Source organism: Trueperaceae bacterium (assembly GCA_031581195.1).
Classification (GTDB): domain Bacteria; phylum Deinococcota; class Deinococci; order Deinococcales; family Trueperaceae; genus SLSQ01.
Genome location: JAVLCF010000048.1, coordinates 1 through 17,092, shown reverse-complemented (window position 1 = coordinate 17,092; position 17,092 = coordinate 1). Strand labels below are relative to the sequence as shown.

Below are 17,092 nucleotides of genomic sequence, written 5' to 3'. Positions count from 1 at the left end.
CGGGAGCCATGGAGGACCAGTCTATCGTTCCGGCAGGCGGTCCTGCCGCAGCGCGACGTCGCGCGCGACCCCGGCCGGCACGTCGACGCGGCGCACGACCGTCGCGTAGCCGGGCGCGACGACGGTGAGTTCCGCCACGCCGGCCGGGACGTCGTCGATGCGGAGCGACGCCGCTCCGCCGGCGAGCGTCCCGACGCGCCGCCCGTCGAGGAACACGACGCTGCCCGGCACCTCCCCGCGGACGTCCAGCGTGCCGCCCTCGCGTCGCAGCACGACGTCGAGATCGACGGTCGCGCCGCCGCGGATCGTGACGGTGCGGGTCGCCGGCGCGTAGCCGCCGCGCTCGACGCGGACGTCGTACGTGCCGGGCGCGAACGGCAGCCCCCTCAGCGGGGTGCGGCCCTGGTACACGCCGCCGACGTACACCTCCGCGCCGGACGGCCGGGAGGCCACGTCGAGCCGACCGTCCCGCGCGGCGCGCGTGAGGTCGAACGCGACGCGTTCCCCGCCCCCCTGCAGGAGCCGCACGGTGCGGCGTTCGGTGAGGTACCCCTCGCGCGTCACGGTGACGGTCCGCACGCCGGCGTCGGTCACGACGCGCAGCGGCGTGCGGCCCTGGTAGGTGCCGTCGAGGTACACCTCCGCGCCGTCGGGATCGGACACGACCGACAACGTCGCCTCGCCGCGCGCGCGATCCGCGTCGACGACGCGGTAGCCCACGCTGCCCGACGCCCAGGCGTCCTGCGCGACGCGCTGCAGGAGCGTCTCGACGCGCCGTTGGAAGCCGCCGACCCCCACGTCGCTCTGCGCGAACGCCGCGTCGCCCTCGAACCGCGCGAGGGGGGCGACGTCGAGCTCCGCGCGGCTGGCGATCGCCAGGACGAGGGACACGCCGTAGGGCGGATCGACCGCGAAGCGGTACCCGGCGCCCTCGCCCGGCACCGTGACGCGCTCGCCGGCGCGCAGCCGCAGCGACCCCTCGTAGCGGTTCGGAACGATCTGCTGCACGCGCCCGTCGGGCTCGACGGAGTACAGGTACACCCACGCGTCGCGGGTCGCGCGGACGGTGACCTCGATGGGGTCGCCGACCTCGTAGGCCGGGAGGGCGCCGCCGCGATCGAGGGTCACCTCGACCCCGAAGGCGGGGTCGGGGTTCACGACGATCGCCTGTGGATCGAGACGGACGTCCTGCGCGGCCGCGAGGCCGGCGACGGCGGCGAGGACGAACGCCACGAGGCACGGGGCGCCCGCGGCGCGCGGGCGGGGGGTGGAGCGGAACGGGGCGAAGGGGTGCACGAGGGGCCTCCTCTCGGCCGCGAAGATAGCACCGGGGTGTGCCGGCATCCGCCGCGGAGCGCACGCGCGGGGTACCCTTCGCCCGTGTCCCACGCCCCCGCCGTTCCCTCCCCCGCGCGCCGGCCGGGCCGCCTCGCCGCCGTCCGCCGCGCCGTCCTCGCCGCCGGCCTCGCGCTCGCGCTGGCCGGGGCCGCCACCGCCCAGGTCACGCCCGACCCCGACGCCGAAGCGCTGCTGAACCGCGTCGCCGACGCCGCAGCGGCGGTGGAGGACGCGTCCCTCCTCCTGACGGGGCGCCTGATCGACGCGTCGGGCGGGGAGCTGAGCCTCGAGGTGGAGCTGTTGGCGCTCCCCGAAGCGCGCGCGTTGAGCGCCTACGTGCTGCAGCCCGACGCCGTCGCGGACAACATGCTGGTCCTCGACGGCGACACGTTCGCGAGTTACGCCTTCCTGACCCACCAGGTGACCCTGTTCGACGCCGGCGACCCCGACGCGTTCGGGGGGACCCTGCCGGACCTCGACGTCGCCTCGCTCGACCCGACCCTCGACCCGAACGCGTGGTTCGAGGGGTTCGTCGCGACCGACGTCACGACCAGCGCGAGCGACGACGGCCCGGCTCGGGTCGTGACGTTGCGTCCCGAGGGGGACGGCCTGCAGGTCGGTCGGGTGGAGTTGGTGGTGCCCGACGCGACGACGCTGCCGCGCGCCCTCCGGGTGTTCGGGCCCGACGGGGCCCTGGTGGCGGACCTGGCGTTCGAGAACCTGGAGACGAACGTCGGCTTGACGCGCGAGGAGGTGACCTACCTCCCCGAGGGGGCGGAGGTCATCGACGAGCGCGGCGGCGACTGACCGGCCGGGTTCCCCGCCTCACACCATGCGTTCGGGCTGCACCGCGGCGTCGAACGTCGCTTCGTCGAGGTACCCGAGCGCCAACGCCGCCTCCTTGAGGGTCGTGCCCTCCGCGTGCGCCTTCTGCGCGATCTCCGCCGCCTTGTAGTAGCCGACGACCGGATTCAGGGCGGTCACGAGCATCAGGGAGTTCTCGAGGTGCATCGCGATGCGTTCGCGGTTCGGTTCGATGCCGCGCGCGCAGCGTTCGTCGAACGACGCGCAGGCGTCCCCCAGAAGCCGCGCCGACTCGAGCAGGTTGCGGATCATGACCGGCTTGAAGACGTTCAACTGAAAGTGCCCGTGCGTGCCGGCCAACGCGACCGTCGCGTCGTTGCCGATCACCTGCGCGGCGACCATCGTGAGCGCCTCCGCCTGCGTCGGGTTGACCTTGCCCGGCATGATCGAGGAGCCGGGTTCGTTGGCGGGAATGGTGATCTCGCCGATGCTGGTCCGCGGGCCCGACGCCAGCATGCGGATGGCGTTGCCGACGTGCAGCGCCGACACCGCCAAGCGCTTCAGGGCGCCCGACGCCTCCACGATCGCGTCGTGCGCCGACAGCGCCTCGAAGGGGTTCTCCGCCGCGACGTACGGGCGGCCGGTCGCCTCCGCGATCGCGCTCGCGACGCGCCCGGCGAACCCCTCGGGCGCGTTCAGGCCGGTCCCGACCGCCGTCCCTCCGAGCGCCAACGCGTGGAGCGGGGGCAGCGCCTTCTCGACCGCCGCGAGGCCGTGCTCGAGTTGCGTCGCCATCCCCGACAACTCCTGCCCGAGGGTGAGCGGGGTGGCGTCCATGAGGTGCGTCCGCCCGATCTTGACGACGTCGTCGTACGCCTCGGCCTTGGCGCGCAAGGTCGCCGCGAGCGCGGCGACCTGGGGCCGCATCCGCTCGATCGCCTCGACGGCGGCGAGGTGCATCGCGGTCGGGAAGGTGTCGTTGCTCGATTGCGACGCGTTCACGTCGTCGTTCGGGTGGATGGGGTCCTTGCTGCCCACCTCGCCGCCCAGCGCCTCGATGGCGCGGTTGGCGACGACCTCGTTGACGTTCATGTTCGATTGCGTCCCCGACCCGGTCTGCCAGGTGACGAGCGGGAAGTGATCATCGAGGGCGCCCGACGCGATTTCGTCGCACACCTCGTGAATCGCGTCCGCCTTCGCGCGATCCAGGACCCCGAGGTCGGCGTTGACGCGCGCCGCGGCCTTCTTCAGGACCGCGAAGGCGTGCACGATCTCGATCGGCATGCGTTGCTCCGGCCCCCCGATCGGGAAGTTGCCGAGCGAACGTTGGGTCTGCGCGCCCCAGTAGCGGTCGGCGGGGACGCGCACCTCGCCGAGCGTGTCGCGTTCGATGCGGAAGTCGCTCATGAACGTCATGCTACCGCGGCCTCGCGCCGCCCGATCGCGACGCCCCTGCGGCGTCAGGGCGCCAGCAGGAAGGTGAGCGCGTCGGGGAGGCCGTCGCGCCAGAACGTCCAGTTGTGCCCCGCCGAACGCACCGCGAAGCGGTGCGCCGCGGCCCGCGCCGCGAACGCGTCCGCAGCGCGGGCGTTGACGTCGTGCAACCAATCGAACGTCCCCACCTCCTGCGACACGCGCCACGGGAGCGGCCCATCACGGCGGGTGAGGACCTCCAGCGGCCAGCTGGCCTCGAGGCCGTGGAAGCGGCGGTCGCGGGGCGTCCCGAGGAACGCGGGGGATTGCAGCGCCAGTCCGGCGAACGCCGCCGGGTCGCGCCAGGCGGCCTCGAACCAGGCGAGCCCCCCGAGCGACGCTCCGAGCGCGTACAGCGTGTTCGCCTCCGCTTCGCGCCGGAGGGCGGGTAGCACGAACTGGGCGAGGGCCTCCTGGTAGGCGTCGGCGTACCCGTACTCCTCGGTGCGGACGGCGGGCGTCCGGGGGTCGAGGAACGCGACGCGGACCGGCGGCACGCGGCCCGCCGCGATCAGCGCGTCCAGGACGGCGGGGAGGCGGGCGACGCGCAGGTAGGCGGTGCCGTCGTGCGCCACCACGAGCGGGGCGGGGCCGGCCAGGTCGGCCGGCTCGTACAGCGCCACGCGGCGCGGCGCCGTGGCTCCGGCGTCCACCCGGAGGCGGCGGAGGGTCCCGGTCGGTTCCGCGTCGGGTGCGGCCAGCGGGTGCGGGGCGTAGGCGGGGCCGCGGACCGCGGTGACCGCGTCGTACCAGGAGTTCTCCGCGCGCTCCGGCCGTGCGGGGTCCGCCCGGACGCGGCCGTCGGCGTCGCGGAAGGCGTACTCGTAGTACGCGTCGTCGGGCAGGTCCACCTCCAGGACGGGCGTGGTGGCGGGGTCGACGGGTCGCTCCCGGCGGTGCATGTCGGTGTGGTCCGACAGCCAGCTGCGCGCCCACGCCGGCACGGCGATCGTCAGGTGCATGCCCCGACCCTACCCGCTGCCGGACGCCGCCGCGCGCCCCCGCGGCGGGGCGGCGGGGGGCCTGCTATCGTCCGGCCATGACGCATCCCTACGACGCGCTGGACGCCGACGGGCTTCGGCGTCGGCCACTCCTGAAGTGGCGGGCGTACGACGACGACGTCCTCCCCCTCTGGGTGGCCGACATGGACTTCCCCGTCGCCACCCCCATCCGCGAGGCCCTGAAGGCGTTCGCCGACGGCGACACGTTCGGCTACCCCGAATGGACCGGCATTCCCGGGCTGCGCGAGGCGGTCGCCGACCGCCTCGCGCGACGGCAGGGCTGGACGGTCGACCCCGAGGCGATCTGGATCACGCCCGGCACCGTCGCCGGCCTCTACACCGCCGTGAAGGCGTTCGCCGCGCAGGGCGACGGCGTCGTCGCGCCCACCCCGGTCTACCCGCCGTTCCGCCTCGCGACCGAGAACCAGGGCCGGACGTTTCAGTCGGTCGACCTGCGCGACGACGGGGAGGGCTACCGCCTCGACGAAGGCGCGCTGGACGCCGCCATCACGCCGTCGTCGCGGTTGTTGATGCTGTGCCACCCGCACAACCCGACCGGTCGGGTGTTCGACGTGAACGAGCTCGAGACGCTCGCGTCCCGCGTCCTGGATCACCGCCTGTTCGTCGTCAGCGACGAACTGCACGCCGACCTGAACTTCGGGCCGACGCACACCCCCTTCGCGTCGCTCTCCCCCGAGATCGCGAAGCGGACGGTGACGCTGATCGGGCCGACGAAGGCGTTCAACCTCGCCGGCCTGAAGATCGGCTTCGCGATCGCGGAGGACCCCGACGTCCTGGCGCGCTTCAAGGCCGCGGCGTTCGGCGTGGCGATGCCGGCGCCGGCGGTGTCGCAATGGGGCGCCCTCGCCGCCGTGCGCGACGCCGACGCCTGGTTCGAGGACACGCTGGCGTACCTGAAGGGCAACCGCGATCACGTCGCGGCGCGCGTCGCGGCGATGCCGGGCGTCCGCCACCACGCGCCGGAGGCGACGTACCTCGCCTGGCTCGACTTTCGCGACACGCCGCTCGCCGAGGATCCCGCCGGCCTGCTGCGGGACCGCGCCCGCCTGGCGCTGAACGACGGCGCGTCGTTCGGGCCGGCCGGTGCGGGCTTCGCCCGCCTGAACTTCGCGACGTCGCGCGGCATCGTCGACGACGCGTTGGACCGCATCGAGCGCGCCCTGCGCGAGGCGTGAGCGACCCGGTCGACGGGGGCGGCACCGTCGAGCACCTGCCCGACGCCCTGCGCACCTGCCGGCGCTGCCCGCGGCTCGTCGCGCACCGCGAGGCGGTCGCGCGCGACAAGCGCGCGAGCTACCGGCACGAGACGTACTGGGGTGCGCCGGTGCCCGGGTTCGGGGACCGCGGCGCGCGCCTCGCGATCCTGGGGTTGGCGCCGGGCGCGCACGGGTCCAACCGGACCGGTCGCCAGTTCACCGGCGACGCGTCGGGCGCCTTCCTGTTCCCCGCCCTGCACCGCGCCGGCCTCGCCGACCGCCCCGACAGCGAGGGGCGGCACGACGGCCTGCAGCTGCGGCGTACGTGGATCACCGCCGCCGTGCGGTGCGTCCCGCCGGGCAACAAGCCCACGCGGGCCGAGGCGGCGGCGTGCCGGCCGTGGCTGGAGGACGACCTCGCGCACCTGCCCGACCTGCGGGTCGTGCTGGCGTTCGGGGCGTTCGCGCACGCCGCCTACCTCGATCGCCTCGCCGCGCGCGGCGCGCCGGTCGTGAAGGCCCGCCACCCGTTCGCGCACGGCGCGGTGCACGACCTGCCGGCCGCCTACCCCGGCGGCGCGGCGCACGTGCTGGTGGACGGCTACCACCCGAGCTTCCAGAACACGAACACGGGCCGGCTCACGCCCGCCATGATGGACGCCGTCCTGGCGCGCGCGAAGGCGCTCGCGAGCGTGGCGTGAGCGAAGGCCCGGCCGCGACGCTGCACCTCGGGCCGGCGTTCGCGTCGGTCCTCACCTCCCGCCACCCGTGGATCTACCGCGACGCCCTCCCGCGCCACGGCCTGCAGGGGGGCGAGCTCGTGCGCGTCGAGGCGGGGCCCGAGGTGGCGTTCGGGCTCTACGACGCGTCGGGCGCGATCGGCGTGCGGCTGGTGACGTGGGGGGTGCCCCCGCACGAACGCTGGTGGGAGGCCGCGATCGAGCGGGCGGTCGCGGCCCGCGCCCCGCTCCGCGAGGCGGGCCACACCGCCTACCGGCTGGTGTTCGGGGAGGGGGACGGCCTTCCCGGCCTCGTGGCGGATCGCTACGGCCGCCACGCGGTCGTCGAGCTGCACGCCGCCGCCCTCGAGGGGCGCCTGCCGCGCATCGCGAAGGCGCTGCTGCGCGCCGCGCGCCTCAAGGGCGTCGTGCGGCGCGTGGACGGCGACCTCGAGGTCCTGGCCGGCGAGGCGCCCCCACCCGAGGTGACGGTGCGCGAGCACGGCCTGCGCTTCCTCGCGAACCTCCGCGAGGGCCAGAAGACCGGCCTGTTCCTCGACCACCGCGAGCACCGGCGCCGCATCCGCGACCGCGCGGAGGGCGCGCGCGTCCTGAACCTGTTCGGGTACGCCGGGGGGTTCAGCGTCGCGGCGCTCGCGGGGGGAGCCCGCGAGGCGTGGACGGTCGACGTCGCCGGCCCCGCCCTGCGGGATGCCGAGCGCAACGTCGCCGCGAACGACCTGGATCCCGCCCGCCACCGGGCGTTGGAGGCGGACGTCTTCGCGCTCCTCCCCGACCTGGCGGCCGCCGGGGAACGCTTCGACCTGGTGATCCTCGATCCGCCCTCGCTCGCGCGGCGCAAGGCGCAGCGGGCGCGGGCGGTCCGCGCCTACCGCCGCCTCAACGCGGGGGCGGCGTCGCTGCTGGCGCCCGGCGGGGTCCTGGCGACGGCGTCGTGCACCGCGCAGGTCGCGCCGGCCGCCTTCGAAGCCGCCGTCCGCGGCGGCCTCGAGGACGCCGGCGTGGACCTCCGCCTCGCCGAGCGGGGCAGGCAGCCCCTCGACCACCCGGTCCTCCCGACGTTCCCCGAGGGGCGGTACCTGAAGTGCCTCGTGTTCGAGGCGCCCGCCCCCTAGCCGGGCGCCGCCGCCCCGCTCGGGCGGGCCACGCCCGCCGCCCGCACCGCCTGCAGGAGCCGCGCGGCGACGTCCGTCGCCGCGACGTCGTGCAGCAGGTCGTGCGCGCCGTTCGGGACGACGTGCAGGTCCACCTCCGCCGCGCCGGAGGCGGCGGCGAAGGCGCGACTCCCTTCGACCGCGGCGAGGGCGTCGTCGGCACCGTGGACGATCACGACCGGGACGCGGGTCCGTGCCGCATCGGCGAGGACGCGGGGCCCGAGGGCGTGCAACTCCCGGAGCGACGCAAGGCGGACGCCGCCCCGATCGACGAGCGGGTCGCGGTCGTACGCCTCCACCTCGTCGCGGACGCCCGAGACGGTGCCGGACGGGACGGGGCGGGTCCGGAGGCCCGGCGCGACCCGGGAGGCGGCGCCCACGAGCGCCAGCAGCCACGCGGGCGTCGCGAGGGCGCTCGCGAGGTAGGGGCCGGTGACCGCCACGATGCGCGTGTCGTGCCCGGGGCGTTGGGCGGCGCGCAGGAGGAGCGCCCCCCCGAAACTGTGGCCGAGGGCGGCGACGGGCGTGCCGTCCCGCCCGAGGTCCGCCAGGCGGGCCGCGAGCCGGTCCACGAGCGCCTCGGCGTCGTCGATGCGTCCGCGGGGCCCGGGACTCCGTCCGTGGCCCGGGAGGTCCAGCAGCGTCGTTTCGACGCCAGCGGCGGCGAGACGTTCGGCGAAGGGGCGGTAGCGGCCGGCGTGCTCGGCGAAGCCGTGCACGAACAAGGCCCGCCCGACCCGCCTGCCGTCGGCCGGCACGACCGCCTCGTACGGCGCGTCGCTCACGTCGCCCCGCCGTCGGGCCGGGCCCCGTCGGGCGCCTCTGCCTGGGAACCGTCCGCCTCGGAACCGTCCGTCTCGAACCCGTCCGCCTGCACCCCCTCCGCCCCGAGGGCGTCGGGGGCGTCCGGATCCAGCGCCTCGAGCGCGACGTCGGCGACCTCGAGCTCGGGATCGCGCACCAGGGCGTCGGCGAGGCGCCGGACCTCGCCGGCGACCGCCTCCGGCGCGCCCGCGAGGTCGAACACCACGATGCGGCCCGCCGCGACGTCGAGGACGCCGTCGGCACCGACCGCGCGCAGGGCGGCGCGGGCGGCGTCGGCGTCGGGATCCGGGGCGCCGGCCCGCGCCGCGAGGGTGACGTGGGCCCGCGTCCGGACGCTCACGCCGGATCCTCCAGGATCCGGGCGGCGGCGACGTCGCGCGGGACGGGCGTGGCGTCCTCGTCGGCGTCCAGGTCCCACAGCGTGAGCGAGGCGGGCGTGAACGGCCCGAGCACGACCCATGCGCCGTCCTCGCCTCGGGCGAAACGGAGCGCCAGCTCCGCGAGGTCGAGACCTCGCGCCTCCAGCCACGGGCCGAGCGCCTCGTTCACCGCGACGCTCGCCTCCCACGCCCCCTCGAGGTCGTGCTCGTCCACCGCGCCGATCGCGACGGCGGTCGCGTCGTTGCAGAGCGGCCGACCGAGGGCCGCCACCTCGAGCCGCCACTCGACGACGCGCGGGTCGAGGTCGCGACCGACCTCGACGCCGTACCGCGCCGCGAAGGCGCCGGCGGCGCGGTTGCGGACGACCGCCCCCAGGACGTGGGGCGCCTCGGACGCGGCGGCGCGCCCCAGGAGGACGTCCCCGTCGCGCTCGCCGAAGGCGGTCGCGACGCCCGCGGCGTCGCAGGCGCCGAACAGGCGGGCGGCGGGCGCCGCGTCGCCCGGCGCGTACGTGGCGCGCCACCGGGGTTCCGCGGCGTCGCGGTCCAGCGTCACGCCGTCGAGGGGGGCGGCCGCGAACGTCACGCGCCCTCCCGCGGGAGGCCCCGCCTCGCGTAGAGGGCGTCGACGTGCGCGAGGTACGGCGCGGGGTCGAACGCCGCCGCGAGCTCGGCGTCGGTGAGGGTCACGTCGGGGTCGGCGGCGAGCAGGTCCTGCAGCGTGCCCTCCCCCTCCCACGCGCGGAGGGCGGCGCGCTGGACGAGGTCGTAGGCGCGTTCCCGCGTCAGGCCGGTCCGCAGCAGGGCGTGCAGCGCCGCTTGGCTGTACACGAGGCCGTGCAGGGCGTCGACGTTCGCGCGCATGCGGGCGGCGTCGACCACCAGCCGTTCGAGCAGCGTCGCGGTGCGGCGCAGGGCGTAGCTCGCGAGGGTCGTCGCGTCGGGCAGCACCACCCGCTCGACGGAGCTGTGGCTGATGTCGCGCTCGTGCCACAGCGCGACGTCCTCGAGGGCGGGACCGACGAAGCCCCGCAGGAGGCGCGCGACGCCGGTCAGGTTCTCCGACGCGATCGGGTTCTTCTTGTGCGGCATCGAGGACGACCCGGTCTGGCCGGGCGCGAACCCCTCGCGCACCTCGCGGACGTCGCTGCGTTGGAGGTGGCGGACCTCGAGCGCGATGCGCTCGATCGTCGTGCCCACGAGCGCCAACGCGCTCAGCAGCTCCGCGTGCCGGTCGCGCGCCACGACCTGCGTGCTGAGGGGGTCGGGCGTCAGGTCGAGGGCGGCGGCGGCGTGCGCCTCGACGTCCGGTGGGACGTGCGCGTACGTCCCGACCGACCCCGACAACATCGCGACGCCGACCGCCTCCCGCGCGCGGGCGAGGCGCCCCTCGTCGCGCTCCGCGGCGGCGTCGAACCCGAGCCACTTCACGCCGAACGGCATGGGTTCGGCGTGCACGCCGTGGCTACGGCCGATCGTGAGGGTGTCGCGATGGCGGTCGGCGAGGGTCCGCAGCTGCGCGCGGACCGCGGCGAGGTCGGCGGCGACGTCGTCGATCGCGTCGACGAGCGCGAGGTTCTGCGCGGTGTCGACGACGTCGGTGGAGGTGAGGCCCATGTGGATCCAGCGGGCGTCCGCCCCGAACCGTTCGGAGAGGGCGCGGGTGAAGGCGACGACGTCGTGGCGGGTGTCGCGCTCGATCTCCGCGACGCGCGCGACGAAGGCGTCGTCGAGCGGGTGGGCGCGTTCGGCGGCGTCGAGGGCGTCGGCGGTGCCGGCGGGCACGTCGCCGCGCGCCTCCCAGGCGCGGACGGCGGCGAGTTCGACCCGCCACCAGCGACGCAGCCGCGCGCGGTCGCTCCAGCGCTCGCGCATCTCGGGGGTGGCGTAGCGGTCGATCATGGCCGGGACGCTACCACGCGTCGGCCCCCTCCCCGGACCGGGGGCGTCCGGGAGAAGCGCCGTCGGGGACGCGTCCTCGCGCCCCCGGTCGGGCCCGTGCGGGCGGTGGGGGTGGTACACTCGAAGGACATCCGCGGCGTCGCGCCGCCGGGCGCACGTCGAAGGAGGCTTCCCCTTGAACGAAGGTCACGTGGTGTCCGTCGCGCTGACGGACGAGATCAAAACGAGTTTCATCAACTACGCCATGTCGGTCATCGTCGACCGGGCGCTGCCCGACGTCCGCGACGGCCTCAAGCCGGTGCAGCGCCGCATCCTCTACGCGATGGATCAGGAGGGGCTCGCCAGCAACCGCAAGTACTCCAAGAGCGCCGGGGTCGTCGGCGAGGTCATCAAGAAGTACCACCCGCACGGCGACTCCGCCGTGTACGAGGCGATGGTCCGCATGGCGCAACCGTGGAACGTGCGCTACCCGCTGATCGACGGCCAGGGGAACTTCGGCTCGATCGACGGCGACCCCGCCGCCGCCTACCGCTACACCGAAGCACGCCTCACGAAGGTCGCCGAGACCCTGCTCGAGGACATCGACAAGGAGACCGTCGACGTCCTCGAGAACTTCGACGGCACCACGAGCGAGCCGGAGGTCCTGCCCTCGTCGCTGCCGAACCTGCTGGTCAACGGCGCGTCCGGCATCGCCGTCGGGATGGCGACGAACATCGCGCCGCACAACCTGACCGAGATCGTCGACGGGCTCGTGGCGTTGATCCACGACAAGAACCTGTCGCTCGACGCGCTGATGGAGCACGTCAAGGGCCCCGACTTCCCGACCGGCGGGATCATCGGGCACGAGGGGATCCGCCAGGCGTACGAAACCGGGCGCGGGTCGATCCGCGTGCGCGGCCGCGTCCGCATCGAGAAGGGCGACAAGAAACCGCAGATCGTCGTCACCGAGATCCCCTACCAGGTCAACAAGACCAGCCTCATCCAGACCGCGGCGAAGCTCGTGCGCGACGGCAAGATCGACACGATCTCGAACATTCGCGACGAGTCCGACCGGCAGGGCATGCGCATCGTGTTCGAACTCAAGCGCGGCGCCCTCCCCGAACTGGTCCTCAACCAGCTGTACAAGTACACCCAGCTGCAGAGCACCTTCGCGATCAACAACGTCCTCATCGTCGGGCGGTCCCCGAAGCTGTTGTCCCTCAAGGACACGATGCGGCACTACCTCGACCACCGCGCCGAGGTCGTCGAGCGCCGTAGCGCCTTCGAACTCCGCAAGGCCGAGGAACGCGCGCACGTCCTCGAGGGCTACCTCATCGCCCTCGACAACCTCGACGAGGTCATCACCCTCATCCGCAACTCCCCCGACGCGTCGACCGCCCGCGAAGGGCTCATGGAGCGCTTCGGGCTGAGCGAAGCGCAGGCGCAGGCGGTGCTCGACATGCGCCTGCAGCGCCTCACCGGCCTCGAACGGCAGAAGATCGAGGAGGAGTACGCCGAGCTGCAGCAGACCATCGCGCGACTCAAGGCGATCCTCGGTGACGAGAACGAACTCTGGGGCGTCGTGGAAAGCGAACTGCGGGAGGTGCAACGGCGGTTCGGGGACGAACGCCGCACCCAGATCGGGGTCCTGTCCGACGAGATCGGCAAGGAGGACCTGATCGCCGAAGCGGCGATGGTCGTCACCCTCACGCGCGGCGGGTACCTCAAGCGCACGCCGCTGTCCGCCTACCGCGCGCAGGGGCGCGGCGGGAAGGGCGTGAAGGGCCAGCAGGCGAAGGAGGACGACGTCAACGACCTGCTGCTGGTCGGCTCGACGCACGACTACCTGGCGTTCTTCACCGACCGGGGGCGCGTCTACCGGGAGAAGATCTACGACCTGCCCGAAGCGGAACGCGCCGCGCGCGGCAGCCACATCCGCAACATCCTCCCGCTCGAGGACGACGAGACCGTCCAGACGGTCCTCGCCATCCCCGACTTCGAGCGCGACGGGTACTTCGTCTTCGCGACGCGGCGCGGCCTCATCAAACGCACCGCGATCCGGGACTACGCCAACATCAACGTCGCCGGCCTGATCGCCATCAACCTCGTCGAGGGCGACGAACTCGTCGCGGTCCGCATGACGGAGGGCGAACACGACGTGGTGCTCGCGACCCGCGACGGGCAGGCGATCCGCTTCGAGGAGAGCGCCGCCCGCGAAACCGGCCGCGCCACGCAGGGCGTGATCGGCATCCGCCTCCGCGACGACGACGCCGTCGTCAGCCTCGCGACGATCGCGCCCAGCGACGAAGACGCCACCCAACTCCTCGCCGTCAGCGAACGCGGCTACGGCAAACGCACGCCGGTGAGCGAGTACCCGCGGCGCGGGCGGGGCGGCGTGGGCGTCATCACGCTCCGCGTCACGGGACGGACCGGCCCGCTCGTCAGCCTCACCCCGACGACCGGCGACGAAGAGCTGTTGTGCCTCTCCGAGGGCGGCACCGTCATCCGCACGACCGTCGGGCAGGTCAGCAGCTACGGTCGCTCCAGCCAGGGCGTGACGATCATGAAGCTCGGGGCCGCCGACCGCGTCGTCTCGGCGCTCGTCATGCTGGCCGAGGACCAGATCGACGAGGTCGGCGAGGAGGTCAACGCCGCGGAGGCCGCCTCCGCCGTGCCCGCCGTCCCCCGCGACGCGGCGACGGCGCAGGCCCCGACCGACGCCGTCCCGACCGACGCGCCCCCGGCCGACGCGCCCGACGCCGCCCCACTGTTCGACGAAGAGGACCTGCTCGACGGAAACGACGTGCGCGACGGGGGCGGCGCCGAGGACGACGCGTGAGCGCCGCCCCCGGGGCCCGCCCCCGGGTCTGGTGGGACGGCGACCCGGGGCACGACGACGCCTTCGCGTTGTTCTACGCCGCCGTCCACACCGACCTCGTCGGCCTCAGCACCGTGTCCGGCAACGTCGGGCTCGACGCCACCACCCACAACGCCCGCGTGATTCGGGACCTGGCGCGCCTCGACGCGCCGCTCCACCGCGGCGCCGCCGGCCCCCTGGTCGGCGAACCGCTCCACGCCCCCGACATCCACGGCGCCAGCGGCCTCGCGGGGCCCGCCCCACGCACCCCCCGCAGCCCCGTCGACGCGACCCCCGCCGCGGAGGCAATCGTGGCCGCCGCGAAACGCGAGGAGGCGCAGGGCGGCCTGTGGCTCGTTGCGACCGGCCCCCTCACGAACGTCGCCCTCGCCCTCCGCCTCGATCCCGACCTGCCCCGCCGCCTGAAGGGGATCTCGGTCATGGGCGGCTCGCGCACGTTCGGGAACACCACCCCCGCCGCGGAGTTCAACATCCTCGCCGACCCCGAGGCGGCCGCCGCGACCTTCGAGAGCGGCGCGCGCATCCTCATGGCCGGCCTCGACCTCACGCACCGCTTCCGCCTCGGGGCGCCCCACGTCGCGGAGCTTCGCGCCGCCGGCGGCGAGGTCGCGACGTTCGCCGCGGAGTTGCTCGAGGCGTTCCTCGGCGCGTACGAACGCCGCAGCGGCCTGGCGTCCGCCCCGATGCACGACCCGCTCGCGGTCCTGCTCGTGAGCGACCCGGAGCTGTTCGACACCGAAGCGCTCCACGTCCGGGTCGAGACCGCAGGCCGGCACACGCGCGGCATGACGCTCTGCGACCAACGCGAGATCGCCGACCGCCTCCCCGCCACCGCGAGCGTCGGCGTCGACCTCGACGCCGACGCCGCCTGGGTGCGGCTCCGCGACGCCGTCGCGACGCTCTCGAACGGGGGTTGAGGGTGGCGGTCGTGCGCTTCGAGCGGGTCACGAAGACCTTCCCGCGCACGCACGTGCACGCCCTGAAGGACGTCGACTTCGAGGTCCGCAAGGGCGAATTCGTGTACGTCACGGGGCACAGCGGCGCGGGCAAATCGACGCTCCTGTCGCTGATGCTCCGCCAGATGCTGCCCACCGAGGGACGCGTCTCGGTCAGCGGGCAGGACCTCGCCCGCCTCCCCGAACGCCGCCTCCCGCTGCTGCGCCGCGCGATCGGCATGGTGTTCCAGGACCACGCGCTGCTGCCGAACCTCTCGGCGCTGGAGAACCTCGAGTTCGCCCTCCGCGCGTCGGGGACCCGCGGGAACCTGGAACAGCGCGCCCTGCAGGTGCTGCGCCAGGTCGGTTTGGCGCACAAGCGCAAGGCCTACCCGATCGAACTCTCGATGGGCGAACAACAACGCGTCTCCATCGGTCGGGCGTTGGTGACGAACCCGCCGCTGCTGCTGTGCGACGAACCGACGGGGAACCTCGATCCCGACACGAGTTGGGAGATCCTGGAGCTGCTGAACGACGTCAACATCCGCGGCACCACGATCCTCGTCGCGACGCACTCGAGGGAGCTCGTCGATCGCCTCCGCCGCCGCACCCTCGTGCTGCGCGGCGGCGAACTCGTGCGCGACGACCCGCAGGGCGGCTACGCCCTGTAGCGACGCCCCGGCACGCCCCCTCAGACGGTCGTGACGCGCACGTCGAGGCGGTCGGCATCGAGCATCGCCTCGAGCACCTCCCCGCGATCCAACGCATCGATCATCGCGACGCCCGCCGCCGCATCGAGGTGGATCCCGTCGCGCATCACGGTGTGGCCGTACACGCCGAACCGGTGTCCGGTCTGCCGCACCAGGTCGGGCGTGGCGTACCACCAGGTCTTGACGGCGGGATCGCCGTAGAAGAAGTCGTCGAACGTCTGCATGCCCGGCGTGGGGCCGGCGTGCGCCACCTGCACCCCGTCCCGCGACCAGGCGCGCGGGAACGACGCGAACCACGCCACCAGGTCGTCCGGCAACGCCTCCCCACCCCGCTCCGGATCGAACTCCGCGTGCGGCATGCGGCCGCTCCCGAGCGCCCGGCGGGGCGGCACGACGGCGTCGTCGTGATTCCCGAGCGTGATCGTGACGTGCCCCTGCGCGGCGTCGACGAAGCGCCGCACCCGCCGTAGCTCCCGCACCTGCACCCGCGCGGCCCGCCGCAGGTGCTCCTGGTCGCCCGGATCGAAGCGCGTCACCCCCACCAGCGCGCCGTACGCCGCGGCGTTCTTCGGGTGCACCAGGTCGCCGGTACAGACCACCTCGATGCGCCCCTCGATCACCGCGTCGCTCGGTTCGTACGCCGCGGTCGCCGCCCCCGTCGCCCGCAGGGCACGCCAGAGGACCTCGAAGCGGGCGTGCACGTCCCCGATCGCGACGAGCTTGATCACGCCCCGCGACCGCGCTCGACGAGGAGGTCGCGCAGCGACGCGTACAGCGCGCGGCTCGCCTCGACGTCCCCGCCGTACCCACCCGCCTGCGCCACCAACCGGGCGGCCTCCACCCCCAACCCCTCCTCGCTCAGCCGGTCGACGAGCTTGTCGATCCAGCGCTGCACCTCCGGCTTCGCGTCGACCGCGTCGCCGGCGGCGGCGGTCGCCGCCAACGGCCGCGCCCCCCGCGCGACGTCGTCCTCCCCCGCATCCGCCCCCTCCGACGCCTCCGCGGGGGCGGCCCCGGGGTCGGCCCGGAGGTCCGCCGCGGCGTCGGGCGGCACGTCGTCGGTCTCGGGCGGGTACAGCGGCTCGCCCGTCGCGGGGTCGGCGTCCACCCACGCGTCCCCCACCACCGTCACCGGGACCCGCACCCCGAACCCGGCGGCCGCGGCGGTCCAGGCCGCCCCCGTCGCCGCCTCCCCCCGGTCCTCCGCCAGGCCGGGGCGGCCTCGGACCGCCACGACGGCGCTGCGCGTGACGTCCCCGACGCGCAGCTCCGCCGCGAGCGCCCCGTCCCCCCAAGGACGCACCGCGAACGACCACCCGCTCGGCCCGACGACCGCATCGAGGCGCGCCTGCAAGGCCGCCGCCCGCACGTGCGGCGCCAACGCCACGCGTCCGCCGTCCTCCCCGACGTCGGTGACGTGCCAGCCGACGTCCTCCCCGTCGAACGGGGCGACGAACGCCAGCTGCTGCGCCTCCTCCATGCGCGGAGCATAGCAACCCCGCACGCGCCCCCCAGGCGCCCCCTGGGGCCGCGCACGCCCCGCGAGCGGCGCCGCGCGTGCGGTACCGTGACGCATGGCGTCGCCCCCCCGGACCCGCACCCCGGCCCCCCACCCGCGGCCCGTGACGGCGGGGCTGCGGGCCGCCGTGCGGGCGGTCGCGCTCGCCGCCCTGATCGCGGGCGTCGGCGGGGCCCAACCCGCCCCTCCGACGAGTCCGACCGACGCGTCGGACGCCGCCGTCCCGACGACCCCCCT

17 protein-coding genes are annotated in these 17,092 nt (G+C 74.8%); 8 read left to right on the top strand and 9 right to left on the bottom strand.

Features of this window, described 5'->3' with window-relative positions:
• Positions 1-21: 21 nt before the first annotated feature.
• The gene (locus RI554_06035) at positions 22-1,296 is read right to left on the bottom strand and encodes a PEGA domain-containing protein (protein ID MDR9391571.1); all 1,275 of its coding nucleotides are present in this window, start codon (positions 1,294-1,296) and stop codon (positions 22-24) included.
• Between the two features lie 84 nt (positions 1,297-1,380).
• On the opposite strand from RI554_06035, the gene RI554_06030 reads away from it, so the two are divergent.
• On the top strand, positions 1,381-2,145 hold the full coding sequence (locus RI554_06030; GenBank protein ID MDR9391570.1) for a hypothetical protein: 765 nt from the start codon (positions 1,381-1,383) through the stop codon (positions 2,143-2,145).
• A gap of 18 nt (positions 2,146-2,163) precedes the next feature.
• Here the strand turns inward: RI554_06030 and fumC are convergent, their stop codons facing one another.
• Positions 2,164-3,549 carry a class II fumarate hydratase gene (gene fumC / locus RI554_06025; GenBank protein MDR9391569.1) on the bottom strand — a complete coding sequence of 462 codons (1,386 nt, stop codon included), beginning with the start codon at positions 3,547-3,549 and terminating at the stop codon, positions 2,164-2,166.
• Between the two features lie 53 nt (positions 3,550-3,602).
• Positions 3,603-4,577, bottom strand: coding sequence for an alpha/beta hydrolase-fold protein (locus RI554_06020; GenBank protein ID MDR9391568.1), 975 nt, complete (start codon positions 4,575-4,577; stop codon positions 3,603-3,605).
• A 77-nt stretch (positions 4,578-4,654) separates the two neighbouring features.
• Between RI554_06020 and RI554_06015 the strand changes: the two genes are divergently transcribed.
• From RI554_06015 to RI554_06005, 3 genes are read left to right on the top strand one after another with little or no spacing between them, the layout of a single operon-like run.
• The gene (locus RI554_06015; protein ID MDR9391567.1) at positions 4,655-5,812 is read left to right on the top strand and encodes a PatB family C-S lyase; all 1,158 of its coding nucleotides are present in this window, start codon (positions 4,655-4,657) and stop codon (positions 5,810-5,812) included.
• Complete coding sequence (locus tag RI554_06010) at positions 5,809-6,534, top strand: uracil-DNA glycosylase (protein MDR9391566.1); 726 nt, start codon at positions 5,809-5,811, stop codon at positions 6,532-6,534. Before RI554_06015 ends, RI554_06010 begins: the two co-directional genes overlap by 4 nt.
• Positions 6,531-7,688 (top strand): class I SAM-dependent rRNA methyltransferase, encoded by a 1,158-nt coding sequence (locus tag RI554_06005; protein MDR9391565.1) that lies wholly within the window; start codon positions 6,531-6,533, stop codon positions 7,686-7,688. The genes RI554_06010 and RI554_06005 overlap by 4 nt, the downstream gene beginning before the upstream one ends.
• Here RI554_06005 and RI554_06000 read toward each other — a convergent pair.
• From RI554_06000 to purB, 4 genes are read right to left on the bottom strand one after another with little or no spacing between them, the layout of a single operon-like run.
• Positions 7,685-8,512, bottom strand: coding sequence for an alpha/beta fold hydrolase (locus RI554_06000; GenBank protein MDR9391564.1), 828 nt, complete (start codon positions 8,510-8,512; stop codon positions 7,685-7,687). The two genes, RI554_06005 and RI554_06000, sit on opposite strands and share 4 nt — an antisense overlap.
• The gene (locus RI554_05995) at positions 8,509-8,892 is read right to left on the bottom strand and encodes a phosphoribosylformylglycinamidine synthase subunit PurS (GenBank protein ID MDR9391563.1); all 384 of its coding nucleotides are present in this window, start codon (positions 8,890-8,892) and stop codon (positions 8,509-8,511) included. Before RI554_05995 ends, RI554_06000 begins: the two co-directional genes overlap by 4 nt.
• Positions 8,889-9,518 carry a phosphoribosylaminoimidazolesuccinocarboxamide synthase gene (locus RI554_05990; GenBank protein ID MDR9391562.1) on the bottom strand — a complete coding sequence of 210 codons (630 nt, stop codon included), beginning with the start codon at positions 9,516-9,518 and terminating at the stop codon, positions 8,889-8,891. The genes RI554_05995 and RI554_05990 overlap by 4 nt, the downstream gene beginning before the upstream one ends.
• Positions 9,515-10,834 (bottom strand): adenylosuccinate lyase, encoded by a 1,320-nt coding sequence (purB, locus tag RI554_05985; protein ID MDR9391561.1) that lies wholly within the window; start codon positions 10,832-10,834, stop codon positions 9,515-9,517. Before purB ends, RI554_05990 begins: the two co-directional genes overlap by 4 nt.
• A 175-nt stretch (positions 10,835-11,009) precedes the next feature.
• Between purB and gyrA the strand changes: the two genes are divergently transcribed.
• From gyrA to RI554_05970, 3 genes are read left to right on the top strand one after another with little or no spacing between them, the layout of a single operon-like run.
• Entirely contained in the window at positions 11,010-13,652 is a 2,643-nt protein-coding gene (gyrA, locus tag RI554_05980) for a DNA gyrase subunit A (protein ID MDR9391560.1), read from the top strand.
• Positions 13,649-14,608, top strand: coding sequence for a nucleoside hydrolase (locus RI554_05975; protein ID MDR9391559.1), 960 nt, complete (start codon positions 13,649-13,651; stop codon positions 14,606-14,608). Before gyrA ends, RI554_05975 begins: the two co-directional genes overlap by 4 nt.
• 11 nt (positions 14,609-14,619) lie before the next feature.
• Positions 14,620-15,297, top strand: a complete 678-nt coding sequence (locus RI554_05970) for an ATP-binding cassette domain-containing protein (GenBank protein MDR9391558.1) — start codon at positions 14,620-14,622, stop codon at positions 15,295-15,297.
• A gap of 20 nt (positions 15,298-15,317) precedes the next feature.
• Here the strand turns inward: RI554_05970 and RI554_05965 are convergent, their stop codons facing one another.
• Both RI554_05965 and RI554_05960 read right to left on the bottom strand, forming a co-directional pair.
• Positions 15,318-16,064 (bottom strand): metallophosphoesterase, encoded by a 747-nt coding sequence (locus RI554_05965; GenBank protein MDR9391557.1) that lies wholly within the window; start codon positions 16,062-16,064, stop codon positions 15,318-15,320.
• Complete coding sequence (locus RI554_05960; GenBank protein ID MDR9391556.1) at positions 16,061-16,816, bottom strand: hypothetical protein; 756 nt, start codon at positions 16,814-16,816, stop codon at positions 16,061-16,063. The genes RI554_05965 and RI554_05960 overlap by 4 nt, the downstream gene beginning before the upstream one ends.
• 94 nt (positions 16,817-16,910) lie before the next feature.
• Between RI554_05960 and RI554_05955 the strand changes: the two genes are divergently transcribed.
• The coding region (locus RI554_05955) for a hypothetical protein (protein MDR9391555.1) at positions 16,911-17,092 on the top strand (182 nt) is incomplete at its 3' end.

Excerpts from the sequence above, each read along its gene's own strand:
- fumC (MDR9391569.1), bottom strand. The coding sequence starts at position 3,549 with ATGAGCGACTTCCGCATCGAACGCGACACGCTCGGCGAGGTGCGCGTC.
- RI554_06020 (MDR9391568.1), bottom strand. The coding sequence starts at position 4,577 with ATGCACCTGACGATCGCCGTGCCGGCGTGGGCGCGCAGCTGGCTGTCG.
- RI554_06015 (MDR9391567.1), top strand. The coding sequence starts at position 4,655 with ATGACGCATCCCTACGACGCGCTGGACGCCGACGGGCTTCGGCGTCGG.
- purB (MDR9391561.1), bottom strand. The coding sequence starts at position 10,834 with ATGATCGACCGCTACGCCACCCCCGAGATGCGCGAGCGCTGGAGCGAC.
- RI554_05960 (MDR9391556.1), bottom strand. The coding sequence starts at position 16,816 with ATGGAGGAGGCGCAGCAGCTGGCGTTCGTCGCCCCGTTCGACGGGGAG.